23 protein-coding genes are annotated in these 25178 nt (G+C 31.2%); 9 read left to right on the forward strand and 14 right to left on the reverse strand.

Annotated features, from left to right (window positions below; genetic code table 11):
- Positions 1-298 precede the first annotated feature (298 nt).
- Positions 299-1747, forward strand: coding sequence for an APC family permease (locus tag H2650_RS05790; protein WP_188049809.1), 1449 nt, complete (start codon positions 299-301; stop codon positions 1745-1747).
- A 1-nt stretch (position 1748) separates the two neighbouring features.
- On the opposite strand, the gene H2650_RS05795 is transcribed toward H2650_RS05790, so the two are convergent.
- Complete coding sequence (locus H2650_RS05795; protein WP_188049810.1) at positions 1749-2435, reverse strand: Crp/Fnr family transcriptional regulator; 687 nt, start codon at positions 2433-2435, stop codon at positions 1749-1751.
- Positions 2436-2544: 109 nt separating this feature from the next.
- Between H2650_RS05795 and H2650_RS05800 the strand changes: the two genes are divergently transcribed.
- The 8 genes from H2650_RS05800 (at position 2545) to H2650_RS05835 (ending at position 11361) form a co-directional block, all read left to right on the forward strand.
- Positions 2545-4950 carry a heavy metal translocating P-type ATPase metal-binding domain-containing protein gene (locus H2650_RS05800; protein WP_188049811.1) on the forward strand — a complete coding sequence of 802 codons (2406 nt, stop codon included), beginning with the start codon at positions 2545-2547 and terminating at the stop codon, positions 4948-4950.
- 116 nt (positions 4951-5066) lie between these two features.
- Entirely contained in the window at positions 5067-5270 is a 204-nt protein-coding gene (ccoS, locus tag H2650_RS05805) for a cbb3-type cytochrome oxidase assembly protein CcoS (protein ID WP_188049812.1), read from the forward strand.
- 53 nt (positions 5271-5323) lie between these two features.
- Entirely contained in the window at positions 5324-7501 is a 2178-nt protein-coding gene (gene ccoN / locus H2650_RS05810) for a cytochrome-c oxidase, cbb3-type subunit I (protein ID WP_188049813.1), read from the forward strand.
- 18 nt (positions 7502-7519) lie between these two features.
- Positions 7520-7699, forward strand: a complete 180-nt coding sequence (locus H2650_RS05815) for a CcoQ/FixQ family Cbb3-type cytochrome c oxidase assembly chaperone (protein ID WP_188049814.1) — start codon at positions 7520-7522, stop codon at positions 7697-7699.
- Between the two features lie 18 nt (positions 7700-7717).
- Positions 7718-8584, forward strand: a complete 867-nt coding sequence (locus H2650_RS05820) for a cbb3-type cytochrome c oxidase N-terminal domain-containing protein (protein WP_188049815.1) — start codon at positions 7718-7720, stop codon at positions 8582-8584.
- A gap of 96 nt (positions 8585-8680) precedes the next feature.
- Entirely contained in the window at positions 8681-10099 is a 1419-nt protein-coding gene (gene ccoG, locus H2650_RS05825; RefSeq protein WP_188049816.1) for a cytochrome c oxidase accessory protein CcoG, read from the forward strand.
- 35 nt (positions 10100-10134) lie between these two features.
- Positions 10135-10587 carry a FixH family protein gene (locus H2650_RS05830; RefSeq protein WP_188049817.1) on the forward strand — a complete coding sequence of 151 codons (453 nt, stop codon included), beginning with the start codon at positions 10135-10137 and terminating at the stop codon, positions 10585-10587.
- Between the two features lie 72 nt (positions 10588-10659).
- A complete protein-coding gene (locus H2650_RS05835; protein ID WP_188049818.1) occupies positions 10660-11361 on the forward strand; it encodes a sulfite exporter TauE/SafE family protein in 702 nt (233 codons plus the stop codon).
- 66 nt (positions 11362-11427) lie between these two features.
- Here the strand turns inward: H2650_RS05835 and hemN are convergent, their stop codons facing one another.
- From hemN to H2650_RS05900, 13 genes are all read right to left on the reverse strand, one after another.
- A complete protein-coding gene (hemN, locus tag H2650_RS05840) occupies positions 11428-12792 on the reverse strand; it encodes an oxygen-independent coproporphyrinogen III oxidase (protein ID WP_188049819.1) in 1365 nt (454 codons plus the stop codon).
- Positions 12793-12921: 129 nt separating this feature from the next.
- Positions 12922-13398, reverse strand: coding sequence for a hypothetical protein (locus H2650_RS05845; RefSeq protein ID WP_188049820.1), 477 nt, complete (start codon positions 13396-13398; stop codon positions 12922-12924).
- Positions 13399-13535: 137 nt separating this feature from the next.
- Positions 13536-13883 (reverse strand): hypothetical protein, encoded by a 348-nt coding sequence (locus H2650_RS05850; RefSeq protein WP_188049821.1) that lies wholly within the window; start codon positions 13881-13883, stop codon positions 13536-13538.
- Between the two features lie 128 nt (positions 13884-14011).
- Positions 14012-16018 (reverse strand): DUF349 domain-containing protein, encoded by a 2007-nt coding sequence (locus H2650_RS05855; RefSeq protein WP_188049822.1) that lies wholly within the window; start codon positions 16016-16018, stop codon positions 14012-14014.
- Between the two features lie 259 nt (positions 16019-16277).
- A complete protein-coding gene (locus tag H2650_RS05860; RefSeq protein ID WP_188049823.1) occupies positions 16278-17027 on the reverse strand; it encodes a shikimate dehydrogenase in 750 nt (249 codons plus the stop codon).
- Complete coding sequence (locus H2650_RS05865; protein ID WP_188049824.1) at positions 17027-18424, reverse strand: tetratricopeptide repeat protein; 1398 nt, start codon at positions 18422-18424, stop codon at positions 17027-17029. The genes H2650_RS05860 and H2650_RS05865 overlap by 1 nt, the downstream gene beginning before the upstream one ends.
- Positions 18425-18652: 228 nt before the next feature.
- Positions 18653-19840, reverse strand: coding sequence for an aspartate aminotransferase family protein (locus tag H2650_RS05870; protein WP_188049825.1), 1188 nt, complete (start codon positions 19838-19840; stop codon positions 18653-18655).
- Between the two features lie 16 nt (positions 19841-19856).
- Complete coding sequence (locus H2650_RS05875) at positions 19857-21512, reverse strand: OstA-like protein (RefSeq protein ID WP_188049826.1); 1656 nt, start codon at positions 21510-21512, stop codon at positions 19857-19859.
- 443 nt (positions 21513-21955) lie between these two features.
- Positions 21956-22729, reverse strand: a complete 774-nt coding sequence (locus H2650_RS05880) for a superoxide dismutase (protein ID WP_188049827.1) — start codon at positions 22727-22729, stop codon at positions 21956-21958.
- Positions 22730-22736: 7 nt separating this feature from the next.
- Positions 22737-23006: an acyl-CoA-binding protein gene (locus tag H2650_RS05885; protein WP_188049828.1), complete on the reverse strand. Its 270-nt coding sequence runs from the start codon at positions 23004-23006 to the stop codon at positions 22737-22739.
- Entirely contained in the window at positions 23006-23659 is a 654-nt protein-coding gene (locus H2650_RS05890) for a phosphatidylserine decarboxylase family protein (RefSeq protein ID WP_188049829.1), read from the reverse strand. Before H2650_RS05890 ends, H2650_RS05885 begins: the two co-directional genes overlap by 1 nt.
- A complete protein-coding gene (locus H2650_RS05895; protein ID WP_188049830.1) occupies positions 23649-24539 on the reverse strand; it encodes a phosphatidate cytidylyltransferase in 891 nt (296 codons plus the stop codon). Before H2650_RS05895 ends, H2650_RS05890 begins: the two co-directional genes overlap by 11 nt.
- 1 nt (position 24540) lies before the next feature.
- Positions 24541-25143 (reverse strand): LUD domain-containing protein, encoded by a 603-nt coding sequence (locus tag H2650_RS05900; RefSeq protein ID WP_188049831.1) that lies wholly within the window; start codon positions 25141-25143, stop codon positions 24541-24543.
- Between the last annotated feature and the right edge of the window lie 35 nt (positions 25144-25178).

Raw genomic sequence — 25178 nt, forward strand, 5'->3', positions numbered from 1 at the left:
TTCAAACTTTAGGAAGAAGCAAAGCGTCTTCCTAAAAAATAGGAATTGAAAATCTGTGATTTTCAAATATTCAAATTTTGGAAAGAAGCAAAGCGTCTTCCTAAAAAATAGGATTTGAAAATCTGTGATTTTCAAATATTCAAATTTTGGGAATAAGCAAAGCGTCTTCCTAAAAAATAGGAATTGAAAATTTGTGATTTTCAAATATTCAAATTTAGGAAAGAAGCAAATAATTTATATTTTTCAGAATTTAACGGAGCAAATTAAACCATTATACTATTCATAATTAAACATATCAATGCCAGAAAATAAAACTGAATTAAAACGTTCTTTAGGATTAATAGATGCCACGAGTTTAGTTGCAGGATCAATGATAGGTTCTGGGATTTTTATTGTTACTTCAGCGATGGCCAGAGATATTGGATCTGCTGCTTGGTTATTAGTAATTTGGATAGTGACCGGATTAATAACAGTTGCTGCGGCGCTGAGTTATGGCGAATTAGCAGGAATGATGCCAAATGCAGGAGGACAATTTGTCTACATTCAGCGTGCTTACGGAAGACTCGTTTCTTTTCTTTACGGATGGACTGTTTTTACAGTAATTCAAACAGGAGTAATTGCGGCTATTGCTGTGACCTTTGCTAATTATGCAGCAATTTTCTTTCCTATTTTAGATAAAACTCTTTTTACTATAGGAGGCAATTTTATTATTTCCTACCAAAAAATTTTAGCGGTTTTTAGTATTGTACTCTTAACATTTATTAATACAAAAGGAGTAGAAAGTGGTAAAAGAGTTCAATTGGTTTTTACTTCTGCAAAATTAATTGCTCTGTTTGCCTTAATACTTTTAGGTTTGTATGTAGGTTTACAAACATCTGTTTTATCGGATAACTTTACCAATATGTGGGAGGCTAGTAAAACAGTTGTTAATGGAGATGGAACTATTACGGTAACCAAACTTGCAGGAATGGCGCTGTTAGGAGCTGCTGGAGCTACAATAATTAATTCTCTTTTTTCTAGTGATGCATGGAATAATGTGACATTTATTGCAGGAGAAATTAAAGAACCTAAAAAAAATATTCCTAGAAGTTTATTTTTAGGAACTTTAATAGTTACCGTTATTTATGTTTTGGCCAATCTAGCTTATTTGGCTTTATTGCCGATGCAAGGAGCTCCCGGTGTTGCCAATATAAGCAGTAGCGGAATTATGTTTGCTAGTAATGATAGAGTTGGTGCAGCTGCTGCAAGTATGATTATGGGTAATATAGGTGTTTTTGTAATGGCAGGATTAATTATGGTTTCAACTTTTGGTTGCAATAGCGGATTAATCCTTTCAGGCGGAAGATTGTTTTTTGCAATGGCAAAAGATGGGCTTTTTTTTAAGCAAGCTACCCAACTTAATAAAAATCAAGTTCCTGCAAAAGCTTTATGGGTACAATGTATTTGGGCTTGTGTATTATGTATTTCAGGTAAGTTTGGTGATTTATTAACTTACGCTACTTTTGCTTCCTTGTTATTTTATATTTTAACAATTCTAGGTGTTTTCATTCTTAGAAAAAAAGAACCAAATACACCTAGACCGTACAAAGCATTTGGCTATCCTGTAATTCCAGCACTTTATATAGTAGTAACAATAGGAATATGTATGACTTTATTGATTTATGATACTTTTAATACCGGACTTGGATTATTTATAGTTGCACTAGGAATTCCAGTTTATTATTTCACTATGGATAGAAAAGAGTAAATTAAACGGTTCTACTTATTTTTTTTAATTTGTTAATATCTTTTAAGACTATTTTTTTACCTGTTAATTCTATAAGCTCTAATTTATTAAAATCAGATAGTAAGCGAATACAGCTTTCAGTTGCCGTACCAATCATACTAGCTAATTCGTCTCTAGAAAGTTGAACTTTTAAAGAATTATCTTCATTTTTACCAAAAGTATCATGAAGGTAAAGCAGTACTTCTGCTAATCTTTCTTTGACTGTTTTTTGAGCTATGTTTACCATGTGATCATCTGCGTCTTTCAAATCGCCACAAATTGATTTCATAACATTCATAGAAAACTGATTGTTTTTGTCAAAGAAACCCATTACTTCTGTTTTTGGAATAAAACAAACATGCATATCTTCTAAGGCAACAGCACTTAGATTTACCGGTTCTTCACTAATCATAGAGCGTTGACCCAATAACTCTCCTTTACTTACTAATTTTACAATATGATCTTTTCCATTTGCACTAAGTTTTGTTAGTTTGCAAATACCATCTTTAATGCAATAAATACCATTTACATTTTCTCCTTCTTCAAATATAACGTCCCCTTTCTTTATAACATGGGTAGTCTTGCAATCCGAAATTTTAAGTAATTCGTCTTTGGTAAGTGCCTTTAAGGAGCTAAATTCTCTAACGATACATTGTTCACATTTACTCATAGTATAACTGGGGTGTTTAACAGCGCAAATTTAGACATTTATATGACAAATATCATTTTTTAACGGAATCAATTTCGTAACCTTTGTGGCAGGTAAAATGAGCAAAGTTATGGACACACAAAACTGTTTCCATTGTGGTTTAGATATTGTAAAAGAAGACGAAATTATTTTTGATGCTAAAAATTTCTGTTGTAACGGTTGTAAAACTGTTTATGAAATCTTTAGTCTCAATGATATGACGTGTTATTATGATTTCGAAAAATCACCTGGAGCAACTCCGCAAGATATTAGCGGCAAATATGATTTTTTAGATAATGAGAGCATTGTATCCAAACTTTTGGAATTTCAAGAGAATTCGACCGCTATTATTTCACTTAACATTCCACATATACATTGTAGCTCGTGTATTTGGATTTTGGAAAATCTACAACGTCTTCAAAAAGGCATAAGCACTTCTCAGGTTAATTTTCCAGAAAAGAAGGTTAGAATAACCTATAATCCTGAGTTGGTTTCGATCAAAAACATTGTTTATTTATTGAGTTCCATAGGATATGAACCTTATATTAGCTTAGAAAATTACGAAACAGGGGCTAATAATGTCGACAGAAGTTTAACTTACAAGTTAGGTGTTGCTTTCTTTTGTTTTGGTAATATAATGTTACTATCATTTCCGGAATATTTTGAAGTAAAAGAATTTTGGCTCGATCACTATCGTGGTTTTTTTAGATGGTTAATTTTTGCTTTGGCTATGCCAAGTTTTATTTATTCTGCCAGCGGTTATTATGTTTCTGCCTATAAAAGTATTAAAACAAAAATGCTTAACATTGATATTCCTATTGCTTTAGGAATTGTAGTGATGTTTATTCGCAGTGCTTTTGATATCATTATGGACTATGGACCTGGTTTCTTTGATAGTCTAACGGGGCTGATCTTCTTTATGCTTTTAGGAAAAATGTTTCAAATTAAAACGTATAGTTTTTTAAGTTTTGAGCGTGATTTCAAGTCTTATTTTCCAATTGCAATTACTAAAATTAATGTAGATACTTCAGAAGAAAGTGTGCCGATTTACGAAGTTTTAAAAGGTGATCGATTGCTAATTAGGAATCAAGAACTAATTCCTGTTGATGGAATTTTGATTTCTGAGCAAGCTGAAATTGACTACAGTTTTGTCACAGGGGAAGCCGTAGCTATTACTAAAAAATCAGGTGACAAAGTATTTGCTGGAGGAAAACAAATAGGAAAAGTGATCGAAATGGAAGTACTTCATTCAGTTTCCCAAAGTTATCTGACGCAGTTGTGGAGCAATGATGTTTTTCAAAAAAATGTAGAGCAAAAACACAAAACGATTACTGATAATATTTCGCATTATTTTACACCAATATTATTATTGATTGCTTTTGTTTCCTTTACTTATTGGATTTTTATCGATGCTACTACAGCATTCAATGTCTTTACCGCAGTGCTTATCGTTGCTTGTCCTTGTGCATTGGCATTGACGGCTCCATTTACTTTTGGAAACGTATTAAGAATCCTTGGCAAGCAAAAATTTTATTTAAAAAATGCTTTAGTTATTGAGCAATTAGCTAAAGTAGATACCATAGTTTTTGATAAAACAGGGACAATTACAACAAATAAAAAATCGAATATTTCGTATGAAGGAACGACTCTTTCAGATGAACAATTGCTGCTAATAAAAAATGTTCTTAGAGCTTCAAATCATCCGTTAAGCAGAATGTTATATGATTATTTGCCGCTTCCTATTTTAGAAAATAAATCTGCTACACTTACTAAAAAAATGAAAGTAGAGCATTTTGAGGAGATTACTGGAAAAGGAATTAAGTCTCAAATTTTTGGGTATACGATCTTAATTGGTTCTGCGAGTTTTGTCGAAAAACTAGAGGATTCTTCTATTCAACAAACAGCTGTACATATAAAAATTGATGGGATTTATTTCGGAAAATTTATTTTCAATAATCAATACAGAGAAGGTTTAGAAGAGCTATTTCAGACTTTGAGTAAACAATATAAAATTAAAGTTCTGTCTGGAGATAATGAAGGCGAGCGTTCTGTTCTAGAACGATTATTGCCTAAAGGAACGGAGTTGATTTTTAATCAAAAACCGGAACAAAAATTAGAGTTTATAAAAAATTTACAAGAAAAAGGGAATAACGTTATGATGGTAGGTGACGGTCTAAATGATGCTGGAGCTTTAGCGCAAAGTGATATTGGTATTTCTATTTCTGAGAATGTAAATGTTTTTTCTCCTGCTTGTGATGCGATTTTAGATGCGAATGAATTTCAAAAATTAAATTATTTTCTGAAATTTTCAAAAAATTCTATAACCACCATTAAGATGAGTTTTACTTTGTCTTTATTGTACAATGTGGTTGGGCTAACGTTTGCTGTTACAGGAAACTTATTGCCTCTAGTTGCAGCTATTATAATGCCGCTCAGTACTATAACTATTGTGAGTTTTGTAACGGTAATGAGTAACTACTACTCGAGAAAGAAGTAAGCGTAAATTTAAAATATTTGTTTATCTTCACATTTATTTAACATTTGTTAAGATGTATGACAATTGTCATATTTTGCTCTAAATAATCACAGTAATTTTGTAACATAAACTTAGGTATGAGTGTCATTTATTTATTAATAACCATCAGTATAATAATTGCTATTGGTTTTTTTATTGCTTTTATAACAGCAGTGAAAACAGGTCAATACGATGATGATTATACTCCATCTGTCAGGATGCTTTTTGATGATGAGCTATTGAAACCAACAAAAAAGGAAATTAAAGTTGAAAAAAAAGAAGAAAATAAATTAGATGTCTAAATCTATAGTATTGACTTCAAAATGTTTAAATTAAGTTAAAAACAAATTTATTTATGGAAATGCAGCAGTTTTATTATGACAACAAAATTGTAAAGAAATTCATTTATGCCACCATCGCTTTTGGTGTGGTAGGAATGGTAGTAGGGCTTACATTGGCCTTTATGTTTCTTTTCCCAAACATGACCGATGGAATTTCATGGTTAAGTTACGGTCGATTAAGACCACTACACACAAATGCTGTTATTTTTGCTTTCGTAGGAAATGCTTTTTTTGCTGGAATGTATTATTCTATGCAACGATTGCTTAAAGCAAGGATGTACAGTGATTTCTTGAGTAATATTCACTTTTGGGGTTGGCAACTAATCATTGTTGCTGCAGCGATTACTTTGCCATTAGGTTTTAGTTCGTCAAAGGAATATGCTGAGCTAGAGTGGCCTATTGATATTGCTATTACTCTTATTTGGGTTGTAATGGGTATCAATATGATTGGTACGATGATAAAACGTAGAGAGCGCCATTTATATGTTGCTATTTGGTTTTATTTAGCAACTTTTGTTACTGTAGCGGTTTTACATATTTTTAATAATTTAGAATTACCAGTATCTGCATTCAAAAGTTATTCTGTTTATGCAGGAGTTCAAGATGCATTAGTACAATGGTGGTACGGTCATAACGCGGTTGCATTTTTCTTGACTACTCCTTTCTTAGGTTTAATGTATTATTTTGTTCCTAAAGCGGCTAATCGTCCTGTATATTCATATAGATTATCAATCGTTCACTTTTGGTCTTTGATTTTTATATATATCTGGGCTGGACCTCACCACTTATTATATTCTGCATTACCTAACTGGGCTCAGAATTTAGGAGTTGCTTTCTCAATAATGTTACTTGCTCCATCTTGGGGAGGTATGATAAACGGACTTTTGACTTTAAGAGGTGTTTGGGATAAAGTACGTGTAGATCCTGTTTTGAAATTCTTCGTTGTAGCGATTACAGGTTACGGTATGGCCACTTTTGAAGGACCAATGCTATCTCTTAAAAACGTAAATGCTATTGCTCACTATACGGATTGGATTATTGCTCACGTTCACGTAGGTGCATTAGCTTGGAACGGATTTATGGCTTTTGGTATGATTTATTGGTTAGTTCCTAGAATGGCAAAAACCAGTTTGTACTCTTTAAAATTAGCTAACTTTCACTTTTGGATTGGTACATTAGGTGTTATTTTATATACAATTCCAATGTATGTTGCTGGTTTCTTACAAGCTTCAATGTGGAAACAGTTTAATCCAGACGGAACGTTAACTTATGGTAACTTTTTAGAAACAGTTACTCAAATCATGCCAATGTATTGGATGAGAGCAATTGGTGGATGTCTTTATTTAACTGGAATGCTTGTTTTAGTATATAACATTGTTCAAACATTAAGAGCAGGTGCAACTATTGAAGATGAATTAGCAGAAGCTCCAGCTTTAGTTAGAATAAGTTCTGGAAGAGTAAAAGGAGAAAAATTTCACCCTTGGTTAGAAAGAAAACCTATTCAATTGACAATTTTAGCAACTGTGGCTATTTTGATTGGTGGTGTTATTCAGATTGTTCCAACCATTATGGTAAAATCAAATATTCCTACAATTACAAGTGTAAAACCTTACTCTCCTTTAGAATTAGAAGGACGTGATTTGTATATTCGTGAAGGTTGTGTGGGTTGTCACTCTCAGTCTGTTCGTCCTTTCCGTAGTGAAGTAGAGCGTTATGGACCCCAAGCAAAAGCAGGAGAGTTCGTGTACGATCATCCATTTTTATGGGGATCAAAACGTACAGGTCCTGATTTATTAAGAGTAGGTGGGAAATACAATGATAACTGGCATTTTAACCACTTCTGGAGTCCACAAAGTATTTCTGCAGGTTCAATTATGCCTGGATACAAATGGTTATTTGACAACAAACCAATGGATATTTCATTAACTCAAAAGAAAATGAAAGCTATGGTTACACTTGGTGTACCTTACACAGAAGCTCAAGTAGCGAGTGGTTTGGATGATTTAAGAAAACAAGCTCTTGCTATTGAAGAAAGTTTGAAAAATGATCCTGACTTTGTGAAAAGTTATGATGAAAGTAAGAAAAAAGCAGAAGCTAGAGGAGAAAAATTTGTTCCTATGAACGAAAGAGAAATTGTAGCTATGATTGCTTATATGCAAAGACTTGGAACAGATATTAAAGTAAAGAAATAATACTAAAATTAGTAAATCATGTTTGAACAAGTAAAACATAATTTGGAGACCATCGATGGAGTTTCCATATTTCCTATCTTATCCTTATTGATTTTTTTCTTATTTTTTGTAGGACTTGGTATTTGGGTGTTTTCATATAAAAAAGAAAGAATCGATGAGCTAAGTCAGATGCCATTGAATGACAATAAAATAGTATAATTTTTTAAAATTTAGAGAATGAAAAAATTAATTCCAGCATACGTTAGCGTTCTTGTAATATTCTTTGCTGCTTTTGGAGCAATGGAGTATTTCATTGACTCAGGAGATAAACCTGCCTTTATAAAGTACCCAATGGTTTCTGTATTTTTATTGGTGTTCCTTTTTGTTTTGGTTGCCATTGCAATTACTATGAGAGCAGTAGATAATGTCACCTATCATTTACTAACTGACGAGCAAAAAACCGAATTAAATCAAAATACTAATTGGAATATAACAGAAAAAAAATGGTATAAAAAATTAGTTAGTGCTGATGAAACGGTTAGTGAAGACCAGTTATTATTAGAGCATGATTACGACGGTATAAAAGAACTAGATAACAATTTACCGTCATGGTGGGTTTATTTATTCTATGCATCAATTGTATTTGGAGTGATCTATATGGTTCGTTTTGAAATATTAGGAGCTGATGATCAAGAGATGGAACTTAAGAAAGAAATAGCTCAAGCTAAAATTGAAGTGGTTGAGTATATGAAAACTGCACCGGATATGATGGACGAAAAAACAGTTACTTTATTAACTGATCCAGCAGATTTAGCAGTAGGAAAAGAGATATTTACTACTAATTGTGCTGCTTGTCACAGAGCAGATGCTGGAGGTCAAATTGGACCAAACTTGACAGATGATCAATGGATCTTAGGCGGAGGTATTAAAAATATTTTCCACACCTTAGTAAATGGAGGTCGTGATGGTAAAGGAATGATTGCATGGAAAGGAACTTTAAAACCCAAAGAAATGCAAAAAGTGGCAAGTTATATTATATCTTTAAAAGGAAGTAATCCAACTGATCCCAAAGCTCCAGAAGGTGAAGTTTGGGTTGAGGAGTAATATTTATTACAGTTAAATAATAATTAAAAACACACGTTTTTATTTAGCTTTAGGATTTTAAGAATTATTTTAAAATTGTGTTTTAAATAAAAAAAAATGTCAAAATTACCAGATGAAGCTTTTAGAGACACTATTGGTACAATAGATACTGAAGGAAATAGAAAATTTATTTTTCCAAAAAAACCTTCAGGGAAGTTTTATGATTATAGGAAATGGCTCAGTTATTTTTTATTGATCATATTTGTTGTTTGTCCTTTTATAAAGATCAATGACAACCAATTTATGATGTTTAATATTCTGGAAAGGCGATTCAATATTTTTGGATTTCCATTTTGGCCACAAGATTTTTATATTTTCGTTCTTTTTTTACTGGTAGGAGTTGTATTCGTAATTCTATTTACAGTTATTTTTGGAAGGATCTTTTGTGGATGGATTTGTCCGCAGACTATATTTTTAGAAATGGTTTTCCGTAGATTTGAATACTGGATTGAAGGCGATAGAGGAGCACAAATACGTTTAGAAAAGCAAGAATGGAATGCAGAGAAAATTAGAAAAAAAGCACTTAAATGGTCTGTATTTTTAATTATTTCTTTTTTTATTGCTAATGTATTTCTTGCTTATCTTATTGGGAGTGATAAATTATTTTTGATGATCGAAGAAGGACCTAAAGATCACATCAGTACATTAATATCGCTTTTGATTTTTACAGGAATTTTTTATTTCGTTTTTGCTTGGTTTAGAGAACAAGTATGTATTATAGCTTGTCCTTACGGAAGATTACAAGGCGTTTTGTTAGATGATAAGTCGATTAATGTTGCTTACGATTTTGTTCGTGGTGAAAAAGAAACTGGTAGAGCTAAATACAATAAACAAGAAGACAGAGCAGCTTCAGGAAAAGGAGATTGTATCGATTGTAAACAATGTGTAAATGTTTGTCCAACGGGTATTGATATCCGCAACGGAACGCAAATGGAATGCGTCAATTGTACGGCATGTATTGATGAATGTGATGTCATTATGGATAATATTGGATTACCGAGAGGATTAATCCGTTACGCCTCTGAGGAAGAAATTGAGAAAAACGTAAAGTTTAAATTTACTCCTAGAATGAAAGGTTATTCAGCGATATTATTTATTTTGACAGGAATATTAATTGGGCTTTTGTTTTTACGTACGGACGTCGAGGCTACAATATTGCGTTTGCCAGGACAATTGTTTCAGCATAAAGGAGAAAATATCAGTAATATCTATACGTTTAAAATTATAAATAAAACCAATAATAATTTTAATGATGTTCATTTTAAATTAGTTGGTATAAAAGGAACATTAAATGTTGTAGGTAAACAAGTCTTGCAAGTGCCAAAGCAAGGAATGAGTGGCGGGACATTGTTTATTGAGATAAATAAGAATTTATTGGATAGCGATAAGACCAAATTAAAGATCGAAGTTTATGATGGTGGTAAAAAAATTGAAACGAGTACCACAAGCTTTTTAAGTCCTAGAAGTTTTGACTAATTTACAAAACTGTAAAATTTATAAATAAAAATAACATGAAAATTAATTGGGGAACTGCAATCGTAATTGCTTTTGGTTTGTTTATAACCTTCATATTATATTTTGTTTTTAAAGTGCAATCAGATTCAAAATACGATAATGATTTAGTTGTAGAAGAGTATTACAAGCATGATGCTAATTTTGGTGCAGAAATGAAAAGAGTGCAAAATGCAGAAGATTTAGTTTCAAAACCTGTAATTACTGCAGTTGAAGATGGAGTTACTATCGTATTTCCAAGTTCATTTAAACCCAAAAATATAAAAGGAATTGTGTCCCTTTATAGACCGTCTAACAAAAAATTAGATTTTGAAATTCCAATTTCTCTTTCTGATGCTACTACTTTGCTCATACCTAAAAAAAGTTTGGCAGGCGGTCGATGGGACATTAATATGGAATGGCAATATGATGGAAAGTCCTATTTGTCTAAAGAAATAATTTATATCAATTAATAAAATTAAAAGCCACCAAGTCTTATTTTTGACTTTGTGGCTTTCAATTTTATAACAATAGAATTAACAATAATGCTTTACTCTGCCTTTATCTTCGGTTTAATAAGTAGTTTTCATTGCATTGGTATGTGTGGACCTATTGCGATGATGTTGCCTGTAGATCGTAATAATCAAGCTAAAAAAGTAACTCAAATTATTACTTATCATATAGGCAGGTTAACAGCTTATGCTTCGATTGGTTTTATATTTGGACTTCTTGGAAAAGGTTTTTTTCTAGCAGGTATTCAACAAAATTTATCCATTTTCATAGGCATCGCTATGATTTTAATAGTCTTAGTTCCTGATAAGATTTTTGCTAAATATAATTTCTCTAAACCTGTTTTTAAGTTGATATCTAAAATTAAAACTGCTTTAGGAAGTCAATTTAAAAATAAGAGTTATAAGTCTTTGTTTACTATTGGTTTATTAAATGGCTTTTTGCCTTGCGGAATGGTCTATGTAGCTCTATTTGGAGCAATAGCGATGCAAAGCGAAGGATTGGGAGTCTTATATATGATTTTATTCGGTTTGGGAACCGTTCCTATGATGAGTAGTGTAGTGTATATTAATTCGTTTTTAACCATTCCGATCCGTAATAGAATTCAAAAAGTAATTCCCTATGTAGCTGTTATTATAGGTTGTTTGTTTATTTTGAGAGGTTTGGGTTTAGGAATTCCTTATATTTCTCCATCCAATATGAGCTTATTTGTTCAAGGAGATCCTAATTGTCACTAATTTTAGCATTACTAAATGTCATAAAAAAATACGCTCAAGGCGTATTTTTTTTATTTAATTTTAATTTTAGATTGTCATAGAGAATAATTGTGTTTCTGGTGCTTTTCTTTTCAAACGTAAATCAAATGCCATACAGATATTACGAACATATGGTTTACCAGCATCGGTAACTTGAATGCTGTTTTTATTAATAATCAGCAATCCGTCGTTTTCCATTTCCTTTAATTGAACAAGAACCTCTGGAATCTCTTCAAAATAAGTTTCTTTATTTTCCCATGATGTTTCAAATTGACACATCAAATTTAAAATGTGTTTTCTAATTTTTAAATCTTCGTTATTTAAAACATGTCCACGATAAACCGGTAGTTTATCCCATTCTAATATTTGATAATAATCTTCTAAGTTTTTTACATTTTGAGCAAAACTGTACCAACTATCACTAATCGATGAAACGCCTAGGCCAATCATTAATTGGGTTTTAGAAGAGCTATATCCCATGAAATTGCGGTGTAGTTTTCCGTTTTCAAAAGCATCATGTAAACTATCAGTTTCTAAGGCAAAATGATCCATTCCTATTTCATGATAGCCATTTTCAAAGAGTAATTTTTTACCAGTCTCATAAAGCATTCTTTTTTTATCATCTTTAGGAATGTCTTCATCTTTAAAACCACGTTGACCATTTCCTTTAATCCAAGGTACGTGAGCATAACTATAAAATGCCAATCGGTCGGGTTGTAATGATTTAGTTTTTTCAATAGTATCTATTACATCTTCAATTTCCTGAAAGGGTAAACCAAAAATAATATCATGACCGATAGATGTATAACCAATCTCTCTGGCCCAAAAAGTAACTTTTGCCACATTATGAAAGGGTTGTTCTCTATGTATTGCTTTTTGAACTTTAGCAGAATAATCTTGTACGCCAAAACTAACTCTTCTAAATCCTAAATCATACAATTTCTGTAGATGTTCGTGAGACGTATTGTTAGGATGTCCTTCAAAACTAAATTCATAATTAGTAGCTTTTACAGCGCTAGTAAAGATTCCGTTTATTAAATCTTCTAAATTCTTTGGCGAAAAAAACGTTGGTGTTCCTCCTCCTAAATGTATTTCCTTGATAGTTGGTTTTTCTCCTAATATTTTACAATAGATAGACCACTCTTTTAGAACCGCATCAATATAGGGATTCTCTACACTATGATTTTTTGTGATGCGCTTGTTACATCCACAAAAAGTGCATAAACTTTCACAAAACGGCAAGTGAATATAAAGACTTATTCCTTCTGGACCGTTACTTTCTACAAATGATTTTTTTAAGGTTTCAGTCCAAATTTCATACGAAAAATCAGATTCATCCCAATAGGGAACCGTAGGATAACTAGTATATCTAGGTCCTGGAACATTATATTTTTGAATTAAAGAGTTTTTCATAAAAAATAAATTTAGTAATAATCAAAAGTAACATTATGACTAAATATTTAAAATGATAATTATCATATTAAGCATAGTTATAAAAAAAGAGACTTTTAAAAGTCTCTTTTTTTATTATTTTAATAAGCGTTAAATAGAAATGCAATTGTCTATTATTTGCTTATATTTTTTTGCAAGTTGATGATCTTCATACAAGCAAAGTTGCCCCATTTGATCATTTTCAATTTTATAAAATGGCACAGATTTTATTTTTTTATTTTCTTTGTAATGAAACTCTAAGTCTATTTGTGCAATTGTTTCACCGCTATTGTCCTTTGTAACTACCAATTTACTAGTTTGAATATCCTTCAAATCGACAAACGAGTTCTTTTCTGATTTTAAATTAAAATCCATTAAAAGAAAACCTTTATTTTTTTCGTCTAAAGCCAGTACTTTTTTGTTTAATGTTTCTGCAGTTTCAAATTTAAAACGATTGTTTTGGCTAAATTCTGCTTTTATTTTTTCAATTTTTGATTTATTCATAGAGTTTGCTCTTATAGAATAAAATATAGGAAGTGCAATTAAAATTGTAAGGACAAGACCAATTATGGCTATAGAAGTATCCATTTTTTTTATTTTTTAGTGATTTATATAACAAGATAATTTGTATTGAATATCTAAAGACATCAATCAATATTAGGACAAAGCAATGTCCTAGAAGTACTAAAGATTAAAAATACTTCAATACTATTTTATAGTTATTACTACCAAAAAGAATGATAAGGGAAGAGTAGTAGAGAAACCTTTTCGCATCGGTCAATATCTTGATAATCAAAACGAATAAAAAGTGTTTTGATTTTAAAATCGGGTATTACAGAAGAATAACTGATCAAGTATTTTATAAACGAGCAGCTAGGATTTTTGTAATGTGGTAGAAATGAAGAAGCAACTTGAGGCTGAATAAAAACGGAGGTGTGAACGTTGTCAGCTGCAAAGGAAGTTTTGTTTTGTTCTACTTCGAGTGTTTCACCCCGAGATTGATTTGTAGTAAACACAAATAAAAAGACAAATGAAAGCCCAATAATAAATATGGTTTTCCGAATCCAATTCATTTTGTAAATATATACTTTGCTATTGAATATAAAGTGATTTTTGTTATAAATGAAAGTTAAAACTAAAATCTATTTTTATAAAAAAAACCTTGAACATTTAGTTCAAGGTTTTAATATTTAATAATACTTTATTCGATATTTATATTTCTCAATTGTTTTAACTTTTCCTTCCAGACACCAAGTGTTTCTTTGTGAATTTCAATATTTTTTCGAACTTCTAATACGATAGAATTTTCTTTTTTTGCATTACGTGTATTGGTAAAAAACTGAATGTTATTTTCTAATTGAAAGATCTCATTCTGTACTTCTTCAATTTTACGCATGATAAAGATCTTTTCATTATCTAACTTACGGGAATCATTACTTTCAGTTAAATGATCCACTCGGTTTGCAAAACGCATCATTTCAGTATCCTTTTTACTCAAATTTAATTTTTCAAAAAGAGCATCTAGAATTTTATTAAATTTACCTTCAATATGTCTTCTTGGAAAAGGAACTTTACCAAAGTTTTTCCAGGTTTCAATATGCAGTTTAATTGCATCTAGATCTGCTTTGTGTTCTCCTACCAATTGAAATTCTCTCAGCGTTTCTAAATAGGCTTTTTTATTATCAAAAGCAGCAACTTCTTCTGTGTTTTCTTCGCTTTTTTGTTCTTTTAGTTTTTCAAAATAGTGATTACAAGCATCTTTAAATTCTTTCCAAATTTTATCAGAGTATTTTCGGGGAACGTGACCTATTTGTTTCCATTCCTCTTGAATTTGCTTCATAATTGGAGTAGTGGCAGCAAAGTCTGTACTTTCTTGTAAAGCTTTAGCTTTTGCAACAAGAGCTGTTTTTTTGCTTAAATTGTCATTTTGGTCTTTCTTAATATCTTTGTAAAATGAGTTTTTGAAAGAATTAAAATTTCTAACAGCAGTTTTAAATGCAGACCAAGTTTCTTCATTAACATCTGAAGGTACTTTTCCAGAAGAGAAAAAAGCAGTTCGTAAAGCTTCTACTTTTTCAATTTGAGCAAGCCATTGTGAATGTGCATTTACTTTTTCAGTAGCTAACACTTCAATTTGAGCAATAATATCTTTTTTCTTTGCTAAATTTTCAAGTTCAGTTCCTCTTTGATTTTCAAATAAAACCTCTCTTTTATCATGCATTTGCTTAGTTAAGTCACTAAACTTGTTCCAGATTTCATCGCGGTGTTCACGCGAAACAGGACCAATATCTTCTTTCCAGATTCTATGTAAATCTTGTAGTTCTCTAAAAGCTTTATTAATATCTGCCTCGTTTACTAATTCTTCAACACGGGCAACAATTTTTTGTTTTTGCTCTAAATTATGTTTAAAATCAAGATCTCTAGCTTCTCTGTCTAAGTGCAGATAATCATAGAAATTTTCTACATGAAAATGGAAATTATTCCAAACGTGATTGTATTTGTCTTTTGGAATTGGTCCAGCATTTTTCCAACGCTCTCTTAAATCATTAAAATGTTTTAAAGTATCCTTTATATTTGCTTGAGGATTAATAAGCTCCTTTAATTCTTCTACGATAGCCAAACGGTTTTCTAAATTAGTTTTTAGATTTGTTTGTAAGTTTTTGAAATGCGCATTTTTTGCATCTCTAAAAATGGAGTAATATTTGTCAAAATTGCTCTTTAAAGGAGAATGATATTGAAATTCTTCATTTGGATCTTGGTTTTCCGCAGCAAATTCTTCTTTTTTCTCTTCTAAAAGGTGATTGTATTTCGCCAAGAACGATTTCTTTATTTCTTCTATATGATCTTTTGCTGATACTAATTTTTCATTAGAAACCAGGTTTTTTAGTTCTTCTACTAACTCTTCTAATGATAAGGTATCATAATCTTGCATGGGAATATCATGACGCTCTTTTAGGGTTTCGTCTTCACTTTCTTCTGCATTAGTATCTGAAATAGCATCAAGTGCATTCTGATTTTGAGTTTCTACAATTTTATTCTCAGAAGGTTGTATTTCATTTTCTTCTGCAGCAAAAGCAGTTGTTTCTTTAGAAATATTATTTTCTTTAGACTCAGTCACAGTTGTAGTTGACTCAACTGAATTGTTTTCAATATTTCCATCTGTTTCGCTCTCATGGCGAGACAGGTTATCATTCTTTTCTTCTAACATTTTTTCAATGTGTAAGGTTTGTAATTGTATCTATTGCGAAAGGTACTAAAGCAGTATGAAAATACAAAATTAATCTGCTCATTATCACTTTTTTTCGCTGAAATTATCAGATTTAAATCCATTATAAATTATATTGTCCAATTTAATTCCCACTTAACTGGATGCTTTTTATCAAAATAAATTGAATTAAGAGTAAAAAAAAACCACAACATTTTATAGTTGTGGTTTTTATTCAAATTTTGTTAATGTGTTTTACAAATTACTTATTCCAAATTTTCCATGCTTTCTCCGCTTGAAATATAAGCATGTCTAAACCGTTTGTAATTTGTGCTCCTTTCTGTTTTGCTTTTTTTAAGAATTGTGTTTCTTCAGGGTTATAAATCAGGTCAAACGCAATATGGTTATTCGTAAAATAGTCATACGGAATATTGGGATAAGCCTCCATGTTAGGACTTGTTCCTACAGGAGTCGTATTAATTATGATTTGATAGTTATCAAACGTAGTAGCATTGATGCGATCATAACTGATAGCATTTTCTTTAGCTTCTCTTGAAACAAAAGTATACGGAATATTAAGTTCGTCTAAGGCATATGCAACTCCTTTTGAAGCTCCACCTGTTCCTAAAATTAAGGCTTTTTTATGATGAGACAATAATAAGGGTTTTAATGATTTTTTGAAACCATAATAATCGGTGTTATACCCTTTTAATTTTCCTTTCTTAGTTACTCTAATTGTATTTACAGCCCCTATTAGAGCTGCTTTTTTTGACAATTTATCTAAAAAAGGAATAACAGTTTCTTTATAAGGAATGGTAACATTTAAACCTTTTAGGTTTGGAGTATTAGTTATAATGTCAGAGAAAGTGTCTATTTTCTGAATGTCAAAGTTTACATAACTACATCCTTCAAAGTTTTCATTACTGAATTTTTTAGTAAAATAAGCTTTAGAGAAGGAGTAGCTTATATTTCTTCCTACTAAACCAAAACGTTTTTGTACAATGTCTATCATTATATTTTATTATGTTTTGCAATAAAATTTTGTACTATCTTTTTTGCCCAAACTACAGGAAATAAATCTTCTAAAAGAGTTTGGTTGGCTAAATTCAATCGTAAAGCATTGCTTAAGTGAAACTTTGCTTTTGTAGCTTCTGATAACATGTAGTATAATCCGGCCAAACGATATTCTACCTCATTTTCTTCTGGAAAATATTCAGAAGCTTGTAATAAAGTTTGAACAGCACTTTGAAATTCTCCTAAAAACTGAAGAATATCTACCCAAAACAACCATGTTTCTAGAGAGTGATCTCCAAATTCTACCGCTTTTCTATAGCCAAATTCTGCTTCTTCAAAGAAGTTCATTTGTTTGTTTATCGAGGCATAACGTTTCCAATATAAACGATTTTGATTGTCAATTGCTAGTGCTTTATTGACAAAGAAAAGTGCTTTTTGATAGTTTTTTTGTCTAATATAAAAATCAGTAATTGCAATCCAACCTTTGTCTAAAAGTGGATCTTCATGTACAGTCTCATTAAAATATTTTAATGCTAAAGCTTTCTTTCCTATTTTTTCATAACATTTTCCTATTCTTAACAATGCATAAGAGGTCGCATCTTCTAATTCGATGGTTCTTTCGTAACTTTCAATTGCTTCTTTGTATTTTTTTAAACGTTCAAAAGCTTTCGCTTTTTCCATAAACGCTCCTAGGAATTCATCATCAATTAATGTGGCATAATCAAAGGCACGAATAGCACTTTCATATTCTTTTACACCGTAATGCAAACGTCCTACTTGATGCCAAGCAATTTCGCTGTACGGATTTTTTTCAATATATTGATTTAAGAAAATTATAGCTTCTTGATTTTGATCTAAAAATTCAAAACAATAGACCACGTTATATAATGCAGATTGATCTTCTAAATCCTCTTCTAGACATTTAATAAAATTTTCTTTTGCTAGCTCAAAATTGTCCATAAATAAGTATTCCATACCTATTAAGTTATAGACATCGGCATAATCATCTGTGTATTTTAAAGCAATTTTTAATAACTCAACTGCTTTATCATGCTGATCTCTTTTGGAGTAAATATTTGCTTTTTGAATGTATATTTCTTCGTTTGTTGGTTCGATTGCATATAATTCATTCAATAGTTTTTCTGCTAATTCTAATTTGTCATCATAGACTAACATCTCCACTTGAACTAATTTTAGTCCGGTTGATTTAGGGTGCTGGTCTAGTGCTAATTTTAATGCTTTTTTTGCCAAAGCGGCCTTACCCATATCGAGATAGTGAAGAATAATTTCTTCAAATTCCTCCGAGTCAAAAAAGAGCACTTTGTTGGTTTTCAACATAGACTCAAATTTAGATAGGGATAAGTTATGGTCTTCTTCTTCGTTGCTTAATTGCATACTGTGTTTTTTTAATATAGCCTAAATAAAGTTAGGCATCCTTACTGTTAATGTGAGGAGAAGTGGTAATTGTTTTGAACAATTTAATTAACAAAAAATAAATTTCAGTTTCTAAAATAAATTCCTTAAAAACCTTAGATTCTAGCCCTGATAGAAGTGAAAATCCTTTTATGGCGGGTTTCGCCATAAAAGATTGTAACGGATAGCAGGAATAGCTCCTAAAAATAATTATTCTCTATTGAAAATCTCGTCCATAACCTCTAGAATAATTGCGCAACCTTCTTTAATTTCTTCATTAGAAATGTTAAGCGGTGGCGTAATTCGTATTGCTGTACCTTCAAAAAGTAGCCAAAATAAAATAAGCCCTTTGTCTTGACATTTCAGAATTACTTCATTTGTGATATCGGCGTTTTTTGTCATAGCGGCCAACATTAAACCTTTTCCTCGTACTTCCTCTATCAAAGGATGTACCAAAAGAGATCTGTATAGTTTTTCTTTCTCTAGGGCTTCTGCCATTAGATTGGTCTCGGTAATTTCTTTCAAAGTGGCCAAACAGGCTGACGCTATGACAGGATGTCCACCAAAAGTAGTGATATGTCCTAGTTTTGGATTTTCACTTAATAAATCCATACGTTCGGCTGAAGCTGTAAAAGCACCAACCGGCATTCCGCCACCCATTCCTTTTCCTATAACGAGAATATCGGGAACGACATCGTAATTTTGAAATCCAAAAAGTTTTCCTGTTCGTCCAAAACCGGGTTGAATCTCATCTAAAATCATCATGGCACCAACTTCATCACATCGTTGGCGTACTTTTTTTAAAAAATCATTATGTGGTTGAATAAATCCAGCACCTCCCTGAATAGTTTCCAAAATAATTCCGGCAGTTTTGGTTGTTATTTTTTGTAAATCAGCTTCGTTATTGAATGTGATAAAATCAACATCAGGTATTAAAGGACGAAAAACTTGTTTTCGTTCTTCAAAGCCCATAACACTCATCGAACCCATCGTATTGCCATGATACGCATTGTGACATGAGATCAATTGGCTTCTTCCCGTGGTTCGTCTTGCTAGTTTTAAAGCTCCTTCAATAGCTTCTGTTCCAGAATTTACTAAATAGGTTTTGTCTAATGAAGATGGTAGGAGTGATGCCAGTAATTTGCAATATTCAACCGCTGGACTTTGTGAATATTCTCCATAAACCATTACGTGTGAATATTTGTCGAGTTGGTCTTTGATCGCTTGATTTACTCTTGGATGTTGATGTCCAAGCGGGCAAGCAGAAACTCCTGCTACAAAATCTAAGTATTTTTTATTATTGATGTCGTAAATATAAGAGCCTATGGCATGAGAAACTTCCATTCCTAAAGGATAGGGAGAAGTTTGTGCTTGATACTTTATAAAATCAGTGTTCAAAACGTTTTGTATTAAATTATTTTACTTTTCCTTTTTTTGGATTCTGTGGACTTTTCTTTTTATCATAATTTAAAGTCTCTTTCCTTATCTTCATAGGAACATTCTCTAAGGCTTTTTCAGATTTTTTTGCCTTAGCTAGCAGCTCATTGTCTTCATCTTCTTCTGGTGGGAAAATATCATCTTTAGATTTTATTCTTTCTTCTCCTCGCCAAACTAGTCCTCTTAGTTTCCGTGCATTTTCTGGGAGATCTTTTTCTGGATAAATATCACCATCTACTTGATTGAAAAAAGTAATTGTTTCTATCTCATTTTTTTCTAAAAGAAGATTTATTTTGCTACTTACATTTTTGTTGATCCCAATAAGATCTTTGGCATCATTTCGCATGTAATAGATGACTTCTGCATTTTTGATAATATCAACATCGCGTAGTTTACCTTCAAAAAATTTACCGTAGAGATTTTGACCTTTAACTTGGTTATAACCAGTTCCTAAAGTATCTTTTGAAACCAAAAATGTATTGTTAAGTACTTTGAGTGAGTCTAATTTTTGGGTTGTATTATTTCCTATTAGGTGCATAATGTCTCCCGTAATCTGACTTTCACCATTCCAAAGTATTGGATTACCAATCATTTTTGTCAATGCAATTTTAGAATCAGAATGAATTGAATCACATTTTCCGCTCATATCCGTTTTATAAAAACGTACATTATTAAAGGCTCGGATGATGCGATTTCCTTCTTTTCCAGTAACCATTAGTTTTTTTCCATGAATATAAACCGAATCATTTTCGACAAAGTTTACTGCAACAGCTCTTTTGGTTACAAAAACCGAATCCTTTTTTTTATACATTTCAGCATAATGTCCTTTAATGATTCCGCGGTTGATTGAATCAGTAATTTTTACATTTCTCGTTGCCGATGCAAATTCTCGATTTCGATCATAGTATAAACTATCGCCTTTAATCACTCTATCATCGTATTTAATATAGGATTTATTCAAAAAATGGGCTAAGTTTTTTTTAGTATCGTAAAATCCTTTTTCAGTGTAAATATAATTGGATTTACTGGTAATTGTTGAAGGCCCAAAGAGATAGGAGTGTCCTGAATTACTAAAATAATCAAGGTGATTCGATTTAATTACGTAGGTCGGATTTGTTATAGTTACAGCAGTTAGAAACTGAAATTTCTTTTGATTAACATAGTATCTGCCGGCGTTACTTTGCAAGGTATTGTCTTTATTGGTTATCGTGCCAGGAGTTTCATAAAAAGCTTCCTGAGTGTTACGATCAAAATTGATTGTCTCTGTAACTAATGTAGCGTCTGGTGAGCTCATTACTGCATCTCCGGTAGCATATGCTTTTTTTGCATTCCCATTATACTCAGCATATTTACTATTTAAGAATAAAGTGTCACCTTGCACCATTTGTACATTACCAAATGCTTTAATGTAATTTTCCTTTTGAAAATAGTAAGCTTTATTGCAAGTCATAACAATTCCATCGTGATTCACGCGAACATTTCCAACAAGCAGTAAAGCATCTGGAGTTTCTGTTTGATTTACATCGGCAAAATCAGAATTTTCAATAATAATTTTTTTCGGGGCTTGTGCCAAAACTACATTTGTGATTAGTAGTACGAAACAATAACGAACGAAAAACAGTGATTTTTTCAAAGGATTTAATTTTTGTCAAATTTATGAAAAAGGATACAATCCTAATCTATATTAAGATTTATTTATAACAGGTAAATACCCGATGTTAAGTAGTTTAATTATATACTAAAGTTTGTGTTTAATTAAAACCTAAATTAGAACTGCGTTACATAAATTAAGAACTTCATTTTCTAATAATTCAATCGATGAATTGTTTAAAAAAAATAGAACAACAGAGGTTTGTGTTTTTATTTTAAATTAAAACACTCACACAGTACAGAGCATTAAAATTATGCTATATTAAGAATGCTTTTGTAGAATTTTTGAAAATAATTGGTAATAAAAAAATGGAACAAAATTATTCTTACTACTAGTATTGTTTTTTTAAAATTGTAAGTAACGATTATAAAAAAAAAATACTGTTACGTTTCCATAACAGTATTTTATATGTTCAAAAAAGAGAATTATTTTTTTAATGCAGCTTCATAAAATTCTTCTACTTTTTTCCAATTAATATTGTTAAAAAAGTCATCTACATAATTAGCTCTTTTGTATTGGTAGTCTAAATAGTAAGCGTGTTCCCAAACATCTAAGGCTAATATTGGAGTTCCAGGAACAGCTGCATTTCTCATAAGAGGATTGTCTTGATTAGAAGTGCTGGTAACTTGTAGTTTGCCTGTTTTATCAACTATTAGCCAAGCCCATCCAGACCCAAAGTGTTTTGTTGCTTGATTTTTGAAAGAAGTACTAAAGGTACCAAACGAACCAAAATCTTTAATAATCGCTTCTCCTAAAGTTCCATTTGGCTCACCTCCTGTATTAGGAGCCATACATTTCCAATACAGAGAATGGTTGTAATAACCACCAGCATTGTTCCGAAGTGCTTCGTCATTAGGGTCTAATTTAGATACTACTTCTTCAATTGTTAGGTTTTCTAAAGGAGTTCCTAATAGTGCTTTGTTTAAGTTATTAGTGTAAGTCAAATAATGTTTTGAATAATGAATTTCTAATGCAGTCGCTGATATGTCCGGTTTTAGGGCATCATAAGGATAAGGTAATCTGTCCATTTGAAAAGATCCCTCATCTGCTCTTACATCATCAGGTGACCCCATTACTACTTTTTTTTCTACCGTAGTAGGTAATGGAACTTCAACAACTTCAATTAATTTTTTTTCATTACAAGAATTTAAAACACCCAAAAAAGAGACTAACGGAATCCAAAAATATAATTTTTTCATAAATAGATTATTTTTTAAATAACGAATGAATCATTTCAATATATTGTTGCTTGGCCTCATCTAAACTAAGATGACTGATCTGCATCCAAGCGTTCGTCTTAAAAGCATCTCTCAAATGATAGGAAGAATTTTGTTTTAGATCCACAGTTCCTAACGTAGCTTGTTTGTATGAAGCATATAGGCGCAATTGAACATCTTGTGGTAAAGATGCCTGAGTCATTTTAGAAGCTATTTCAACAGCTTCTAAGAATTGAGTATCTAAATCTTTCTGAGTCATTACTGTTTTGTAGCTATAACTGTTTTTCCACCTACTGCAACTTCATTTAAAATAACATTTATTGGTGTTCCTAATGGTAAAAAAATATCAACTCTTGAGCCAAATTTTATAAATCCTGCATCTGTACCTTGAACTACAGTTGTACCTTCTTCTGCATAATTTACAATTCTGCGAGCTAAAGCTCCAGCAATTTGACGGTATAATACTTCTCCAAAAGTATTATTTTCTATAACAATTGTCGTTCTTTCATTTTCCTCACTAGCTTTTGGATGCCAAGCGACTAAGAACTTTCCAGGATGATATTTGCTAAATTTCACTAAACCGCTAAGTCCATAACGTGTTACATGTACATTTATTGGTGACATAAAGATAGAAATTTGTAATCTTTTATCTTTGAAATACTCACCTTCGTATACTTCCTCAATAACCACAACTTTACCATCTACTGGTGCAAGTATTTGACTATCGTTGATGATAACATTTCTTTTAGGATTTCTAAAAAATTGTAAAATGATAATGAGCACTAATAATGCAGCTATCTGTATGACCATTTTAAGCCAATTGGTGTCAATGAAATTATCAGACAATAAAAGTACAACAGCAGTAAAAATAGTGCCTAATAAAATAGATTGGGTTCCTTCTTTATGAAACATAGTTTAAAATTTGGTAAAACAAAAAAATAATTGGTGCTACAAATATAACACTATCTAAACGATCTAATATGCCTCCGTGTCCTGGCATTATGCTTCCGCTATCTTTTACACCAGCAATACGCTTGAATTTAGATTCGATCAAATCTCCTATTGTACCCGCTATTCCTACTATTACAGCAATAGAAGTCCATATAAGAATTGATCTGTCGCTGTGTTCAGGACTGGCTTTAATATAATATTTTGATATCAAATAACCTGCTAAAACTGCAAAAATAATTCCGCCAAGGAATCCTTCTACTGTTTTTTTAGGAGATATTTTCTCTAATAACTTCGTTTTACCAATAGATTTTCCTACTATATAAGCAAAAGTATCGTTGGTCCAAACCAATATAAATAATCCTATTATTATTTTAGGGTTGTAATCTTTTACTCCAAATGAAATTTTAGTTATAAAGATAAAAGGAAGTATGATGTAACCTAGTAAATAAAGATATTTAGAAGAGTTACTTATTTTTTGAATGTTGTCATAAAATAAGAAAAGAATACATTTAAGAGAAACCACTAAACATATTACAAGTAAAATAATATTTAAAGTCTCAATATTGATTGTATAAGCAAACTTTGAATTAAATATATGATTTAGATTTTCTGTAGTGCTTTTATTGTAATGGCTAAATAAAGTCACAGTAGCATATAAGATAGTCCCAAAAAGAATTGGAAATACTTTATGTATTTGAACCAAATTGCAAAATTCATAAATTGCAATTATCAGAAAGATTCCAAATAATATAAAAAAGGTTTCGGTTGAATATAAAATAGAAACCAATAATAATACGATATATACAGCTCCTGATATACCCCGTTTTAAAGTTTCATTCATCTTATAGGTCTTCTAAAAGCAATAAATAAAGGTTCTTTGCAGAACTTCCATATTGTGTAAAGTCTTCTTCTTTGACTTTTTCAAAATATTTTATAGTAGTGATGTTGGTTGGGTAGTCTCTCTCATATTTTTTTTTGATAGCACTTAGGCCATCACTTTTAGCTCCAATGATTTGACTTGTTTTAGCTAAAATAATGATGTTGACTGGTAATTCGTTTGGCTTATTTTGTTTGATTTGTTTTGATGAAAATAGGATAGAGCCTTCATCTGCAATTAAATTTTCACAACTAGCAAAAATAAATTTTGGATTCAAAGGTTTTTCATAAACAAGCTTGTTATCATCAAGCATAGTATATAGAGCAGGTTCATAACAAAGTACTTCACTTTCAAACCAATCGTTTTCTTCTAAAATATTTTCAAATTGCTCTTTTACTTCATCAGCATTTTCGCAGTATAAAAATTTACCTCCATTTTTTTTGAAATTAAAGATAAATGTCTCGTCTATAGAGGTAGTGTTTTTAGTAAAGGACTCACTAAATTCACTTTCTTTTTCTTCATCAGAAGCTAGATTGCTAGAACCAAAAAATTTGCTAAAAAGACTCATATAGTTTTAAACTGCTTTATTTGTTATTTGAAAAC

The sequence above is a fragment of the Flavobacterium sp. GP15 genome (assembly GCF_014281985.1).
GTDB lineage: Bacteria > Bacteroidota > Bacteroidia > Flavobacteriales > Flavobacteriaceae > Flavobacterium > Flavobacterium pygoscelis.